General features: G+C 68.2%; 2 protein-coding genes and 1 pseudogene. All 3 read right to left on the bottom strand.

Translation table 11 applies throughout. The features are described from left to right. Positions 1 to 41 precede the first annotated feature (41 nt). Positions 42 to 3,719 carry a LamG domain-containing protein gene (locus tag IE247_RS17170; RefSeq protein WP_190124006.1) on the bottom strand — a complete coding sequence of 1,226 codons (3,678 nt, stop codon included), beginning with the start codon at positions 3,717 to 3,719 and terminating at the stop codon, positions 42 to 44. 23 nt (positions 3,720 to 3,742) lie between these two features. Next, entirely contained in the window at positions 3,743 to 5,251 is a 1,509-nt protein-coding gene (locus tag IE247_RS17175) for a VCBS repeat-containing protein (protein WP_229869168.1), read from the bottom strand. Positions 5,252 to 6,174: 923 nt separating this feature from the next. Continuing rightward, positions 6,175 to 7,029, bottom strand: a pseudogene (locus IE247_RS17180) (serine hydrolase domain-containing protein); the annotation flags it as partial. Positions 7,030 to 7,089 lie beyond the last annotated feature (60 nt).

Consider the following 7,089-nt stretch of genomic DNA (forward strand, 5'->3'; position numbering starts at 1 on the left):
GGACCGGAACTGGCCGGGCCGGAACACACACCCGAGTGCCGCTACAGCTCAGGCATCGCAGGCGTCACCGCCATCTGGCCGACAGCGGTGTGGTCGGCCGCGCCTTGGTAGACGCGGACCTCGTCCACCGCGCCGGCGAAGTACTCCTTGTCGGCGCCGAGCAGGGAGCGGCCGACTTGGAGACCGTTCTTGGTGGGCCACAGAGTGTTGTCCGTTCCACGTGCCTCGGCGAACTCGCCGTTGACGTAGAGCCGGATCTCATTGGCGAAGGCGTCGTAGACGACCGCGAGGTGCTGACTGGAACCGTCCGTGGTGGGCAGTGCCTGATGGTCGGTGAAACGCTTCACCTTGGCATTGGCCGTGTCGGAGCCCGCGACCGCGAGTTCCCATCGGCCTACGGTCAGCTCTCCGACCGCGGGCGCGTAACGGATGGAGAATCGATTCGCCATGGCGCCGGGCAGAGAGAGAACGGTCTGGGCCTTGGTCGGGTCCAGCGAGGTCAGTTGGACCCGGGCGGCCACGGTGAAGCTCGTGCCGCCGGTGACGGGTGCCGAGGCGGTGGCCGCGTAGCCTCCGTCGCCCTTGAGTTCCAGGTGGCCGGAGCCGACCAGGGCGGGCGGGAGCTGGGACAGCGGGTCGTCGTTCTGGACATGGATGGCCGCGCCACCCGCGAGGGTCAGCGGAGCGCCGCCCCCGGTTTCGGGCGAGACGCCGTTGGGGGCCTGGTCGAGCTGCCAGTAACCCTTGCGCTCGGGCTTGACCGTGATCATGTCGGCCACCTCGCCTGCGGGCACCACCCGGTCGAAGACCCGGATCTCGGCGAGGTCACCGGCGAAGTGGTCGCGGTAGCCGCTCTTCGCGGTGGTTCGGCCGATCTGGAACGCGCCGTAGGACCGCCAGACCGAGGCTCGCTTGACGGGCGTCTTCGCCGTGGCGTTGACGTAGAGGCGCATCTCGGTGGTGTGAGCGTCATAGACGCCGGTGAGCATCACCCACTGGTCCTTGACCACGGTGATTCCGGAGGCGACGGCCTTCCAGCTGCCGAGGGTCTCGACATCCGTGACTGGGGCGGAGAACGCCCAGGTCTTGGCGGCGGCGTCATAGCCCAAGGTGAAACCGGGCTCGCCGGTGCCGTCCTGGCTCACCACAGCCATGTCCCGGGTCAGATCGGCCGGTCGGACCCAGGCGCTCACACTGAAGCTCTTCGACGTGTCGATGACGGTTTCGCCGACGTCCAGATGGGCGTCCTTGGTGCCGTCGAGGCGCGCGGCGTAGTCGGCCTTGCCCCCGGGGCCCTGCACGCCGAAGGTCACGCCCGGTCCGGCGTCGGCCGAGAAATCGCCCTCGTCCTCGCCACGGACGACCCTGTCATGGCCGATCGGCGATCCTGGTTTGTCGGCGAGGTCCCACTGAGCGGTCACCGGGGCGCCCTCGGCGATCAGGAAGCTGTAGTACATCTTGGTGCTGGGGTTCTCGACCTTGTCCACGGCGACGACCTCGACCCAGTGACGTCCGGGTGTGGTCGGCATCCAGGTCACCGAGGCCGGGCCGCCGGGATGGGCGGCGGCGACGGACTTCGGCGGGCCGGCGGTGCCGTCGAAGGCGTAGAGGTACTTCACCACATCGCCGTCGTAGATCGAGTCGTTCGTGTTGGGCGAGAAGGTGAACGTTCCGTACTTGCCCACACCCTCGTGGTAAACCGAGTTGGCGGGGTACTCCTTGGAGAGCACGTTCGGCGCGCCGGGCTTGGATTTGTCGTAGATGAACTCACAGCGCTGGGCGGAGCCCTCATTGCTCCAGGGACCCCAGCCGTAGCCGTCGGTGGCGCGGGCACTCCAGTAGACGGTGACGTTCTCCGGAATCGACCTCACCGAGTGAGTGATCCTGGTTCCGGGGGACGGCGACTGGGCGATCTTGGTCGTCTCCGAGTACCCCCCGGGCTGGCCGTTCTTCTCCGTCCACTCCACCTTGAACTCGACGCGGACTTTTTCGGTGCGGCCGTTGCCATGGTCCGGGTCGCTCACGACGACCTGAAGCTGCGGGCGGACCTCGGCGTAGGGACGGTCGGCGCCCCAGGTGCAGACACCGCCGGGGTTCATGGACATGTCCGAGGTCTTGATCTGCCGGGGCAGGTTGTTGTACTCCACCGACAAGTAGGCGTTGCCGCAGATGCGCTTCCACTCGGCGAAGCGGCTCTCGTCGGAAGCGCGCAGTCCCAGCGTCAGCGATGACCAGCCCTCGGCCGCCGCCGTCTTCATCTGGTTGGTCAGTGCGCCGCTCTTACCGCCCTCGAAGTGGAGGTTGGCCGAACCGGAGCTGGAGCAGGATGTCGGCGAGATCGCCTTGTCGACCGTCTGAAGGTGGCTGTCCCAAAGGTTCGCGGTGTTCGACCAGTTGGTCGAGGAGGTGATCGAGTGGTTCTTGCCGCCGATCCGGTAGAGCCGGATGGGCTCAGGGGTCGGGGTGGCGCTGTAGATATGGGCGACCCTGGCGGAGAAGGTCGTGCTGACTATCTGCTTGTCCTTGTAGAACGAGGTCGACATCGTGAAGAGCAGACGCCGGACGTCAACACCGTTGCAGGAGGCCGGACTGTAGTCCGTGGGGCACTTGCCGACGCCCGTCTCCTTGGAGAATTTCCAGTCCTGCTCGTTCGGCTTCCCGGACATCACACCGGTCCACGCGCTGCGCGTGGTGGTCTTCGTGACCGGGTCGATGACCACGGGGAAGACGGTACTCTCGCCCTTGAGCAGCTTCTGGTCCGGAATCAGGGTCAGCTTGCCCTCGCTCAGCTCCATGCCGAGCGGGGCCGTCCTGCCACCGCCGCCGGGGCCGAGCAGAGCGGGCGCGGGCGCGGCGGACGGCCGCTCCGCCGGGGCCGCGGCGCGCAGGGAGCGGGCGATGGCCTTGGGGCCCTGCGGAGCCGCGACCGTCTCCTTGACCGACGCCGAGTCCCACATGGCGGGTTTGCCCGCCTCGAAGACAGTGCCGCCGACGGCCGCGTCTTCGGCCTTCAGCGCGCCGGAAGCGTCCTCGGTGAACTTCAGACCGTCCGTGGACAGGCCGAAGTCGATCCTGGCGAGCCGGGGATCGGCCGCAGCCTCAGGGGTTTTGACGACCAGCAGATGACCAAAGCCGTCAGCCTCGGCGCGTACGGTCAGGTCGACACCCGGCAGGGCGTCGGGGTAGGTAGCCGTGTCACCCGTGACGACGGGCGCGGGCAGTTTTCCGTACGGCCAGGTCAGGGCCATTTCACGGCCTACGCGCTCCATGACGGCGAAGGGCTTGCCCGCTTCGCCGCCGGAGAACGACAGGCTCACGGTCGCGGCCTTCGGGCCCCAGGAGCCGTCCGCGCGCTGGACGAGAGTCTTGTCGATGTCATGCCAGACACCGTTCTTCACGGTGCGGATCGGGTCGGTGTACTCCCGGGCGGTGAAGGTCCCGTCCGGGTTGGCGAAGGTCTCCCGGTGCTCCGAACGGAGTCCGAGAACCTCGACTTTCCTGCCGATCCGGGAAGCCGTACGCAGCGCCTCGGCTTCAGTCCGCACCGGCTTGTCGGTGGCCGCGGACGGCTGATCCGCGGCCGTGCCGAGGTTGGCGCCAGGGCCGGCACCGGGGTCGGCTGAACCGAGACCGGTCAGCCCGGTGACGGTGACGGCTCCCACCACGACGGTGGCGATCACCGTGCGCAGCAGGATGCCGCGGGTGTTGCGTCCGGACACTCTTGCTCTCTCCAAGTCGTTCATCAGCGGACCACCGCGCCGAAGGCGGTGCTGCCCGCGGGGATGCCGCCCTCGCCGGGCTTGAGGGTCTGAGTGGGCGCGCCGCCGGTGGTGACGTTCCACGGGAAGCCGTGGACCGCGTGGCCCTCGACGGGGCCGTAGGGCATGCCGACATAGAGCATGGTCGGCGTGGCGGCCAGACTCATTCCGGCGAGTCGGCTGACGGTCGGGGTGCCGGGGATGCCGTAACCGGGGTCGATCCAGGAGTCGGAGGCACCGGGCGGTCCGTCCAGCGGCACGATCTGCACACCGCCCTTGTCCCGGTGCTCACCGGAGGACTGCTTACCGGGTACGCCGATGGCGAGCCGGACCGTGGCACCGGTGGCGGCCGTGTTCGGCGAGGTGTTGACGGCGGCGAGCCGCTGCCCGAAGAAGTCCCCGGCCTGGCTCCGCTGCTCCACCTCCGAGGTGTTCTGGTCGATCCACGACTGTTCGGTGAAGGCGCCGGCGGCGTTGACCCGGAAGACCTGCACGGCGCCCGCGTCCACGGTGGTGGAAAGGTCCTCGCCGGGGATGCCGACCGCGAGCAGTGAATCCGTGGGCGTCCCGGTGCCGGAGGTGCGGTACGGGATCATCGCCAGCGCGGTTCCGAAGCCGTCGCCCGGCTCCTTCGGATTGCTGACCCCGGCATGGTCCTGGCTGATGCCGAAAAGGGGCTTGGGGTGGCCGGAGACCAGTGCGTGGCTGAAGAGGGCGACCCCACCCGCGAAGGTGGTTCTCTCCAGGGCTTCGCCTGGGGTGCCCACGGCGAAGTGGGTGGGCGTGGCGGCGAGCGAGGCACCGAACCGGTCGTCGGTCTCGACGTCGCCCGGGACCGCTCCGCCGGTGTCCGTGCCCTGGTTGACCGAGACCACTGTCTGCGCCGTGCCGTGGACGTAGAAGAAGTGGCCGGCGTCCTGGAGGGTGCCGATCGATTCACCGGGCGCGCCTATGACCAGATATGGGCTCCCCGACGAGGTCTTCCCCGCTGTCAGCGCATAGCCGGTCCAGTCTCCGGCCTCGGCCCCGCCACCCAGCGACTTGCCCGCGCCCTGGATGTGCTCGGTGACCGGCTTGTCGCCGTTGAGACCGGCCGGTGAGCCGAAGATGATGTGGACCTGGCCCGAATCCGCTTCGGTGCCGATGTCCTCATAGGGTGTGCCGACCACCAGATCGGCACAGCCGTCGCTGTTCGCGTCGTACCCGGCGAGGGTGTGGCCGTACTGGTCGTTCGGCTCGGCCGCACCCGGGACTCCGGTCGTCTCCTGGGAGAGTTCCAGAGTTCCCTTGCCGGCGCCGTAGACGATGATGATCTTGCCGGCGCGCTGATGCGTGCCGATGGTCGCCTCGGGGTCGGCGATGGCGGTGTCCCGGACTCCGTCACCGTTGAAGTCGGACTCGACACCGGAGCAGCCGGCGGCCGCGATGGCCTGCGGCACCAGCGGTGTGCCCGCGCTCAGGGCGAGCGCCAGCACGCTCGCTGCGGCGGTCATGGCCACAGCTCTGCGGACATGCCGCCGCCCGGCCGCCGGAGATGCACTCCGGGTCGTGGTTGTGGTGCTCATGTGATGGATCTGTTCCTGTCCTCGCTCGTCACTGTCATCGCACGATCGCGCCGAAGGCGGTGGGGCCGACGGCGATATCGTCCTCACCTGGTTTTGAGGCATCCGAGCCGGTTCGCGACTTCTCTCCGCACCCCGGGAAGCCGTGCGCGCTGCGGCCGCCCATGACCCCAGGGCACCCCGAGGCGGAGAGCGCCGAGGTGGTGGAGAGGCTCAGTCCGGCGAACCGACCAGATGCGGAGAGGTCAAACACCGATGGCGAGCCGGGTGACGACATCGGTGCGGTGCGGTGCGATCGGTGCGGTGCGCAGGGCGACGCGAATCAATGCGGCCCGTTGTCTACCGTCGGCCGCGGCTTGAAGAGGGCCATCGCGACATCGCTAAGCCCTTCTCCATTGAGCCGCCTAAGCCGTCGTCACCACCCGCGCGAATGGCGGCGACCACCGGCCGGGCGGAATCAGCCCCCGAGCCCGGGGAGAACGACGCCGTCACGGCCGGAGCCGCGATGCCACGCCGCCGGGCCTCCGCTCTGGGCATCGACAGATCTCCACCTTGATCATTAACAATTACCGTTCGCGATCATGACGTGACGGAACAGTGGACACAAGACCCCATGTCCAACTTGCCCCAATTGCTGACGGTCACGGCTTCATTACGGATCGCAATTGACTGGCCATTCGCTCGCCCATGCATGGCAGATGCACGGAAGACGAATCAATGCGAAGGGCCCACCGTCGAATGTGCGCGTCCCCGACGCCTCGGCGTACTGCCCGAGCCGGTGCGACGGGATGGCAGTGGCGGCGGGTCCGCCGGTTCGGGAGACCCGGAGACGGGGCGGAGTCCCGGGATGACGGTCAGCCGGAGGGAGTGGCGGAGGAGGACTCAGGGACCGGGAGGTTGAAGACGTGGTCGGGGGTGACGATTTCGGTGATCGCCCGGCCGAAGAGGGTGCTGGGTTCGGTCTCGCCGTGGAGGATGTCGGTGTTGAGGAGTACGACGAGTGTCGCCCCGGGTTCGGGCAGATGGATGACCAGGCACTCGTAGCCGGGCAGTGAGCCGTTGTGGCCGATCCAGCCCTGGACGTTGAAGATGCCGAGGCCGTATCCCGTCCCGGGGATGGCGGTGGGGCCGGTCTTGAGGCGCTCGGCCTGGGTCTCGGGGGTCAGCAGGGTGCCGGTGGCGACGGTCTTGGCCCAGCTGCGCAGATCGGGGAGGTCGGAGATCATCGCGCCGGCGGCCCAGCCCCAGGAGGGATTCCAGTCCGTGGCGTCCTCGATCTCGCCGGTGGCGGTCTGGTCGGTGTAGCCGTGGGCGTGCGGGCTGGGGAACTCCGCGCCGGTGGGGAAGAGGGTGCGGGAGAGCCCGGCGGGCTCCAGGACGTTCTGCTGGATGAATTCGCCGAGCGGCAGTCCGCCGGCCTTCTCGATGACCAGGCCGAGCAGGATGAGGTTGGTGTTGGAGTAGTCGAACTTCTCGCCCGGCTGGAACTGGATCGGGTGCTTGAAGGAGTAGTCGAGCAACTCCTCGGGGGTGAAGGGCCGTTCGGGATCCGAGGTCAGGGCCTTGAAGAAAGCGTCGTCCTCGGAGTAGTTGAACAGCCCGCTCCGCATGCCGGCGAGGTCGCGCAGGGTGATCCGGTCCCCGTTGGGGACGCCCAGGACATAGTCGCCGATCGGGTCGTCGAGGCCGACTTCGCCCTGGTCGACTAGGCCGTTTCTTAGCGATCACCTTGCTGACCAGATGTGGATGGCGGCGAGGTGGAGTCCGGC

The sequence above is a fragment of the Streptomyces inusitatus genome, from assembly GCF_014651115.1.
Classification (GTDB): Bacteria; Actinomycetota; Actinomycetes; order Streptomycetales; family Streptomycetaceae; genus Streptomyces; species Streptomyces amakusaensis.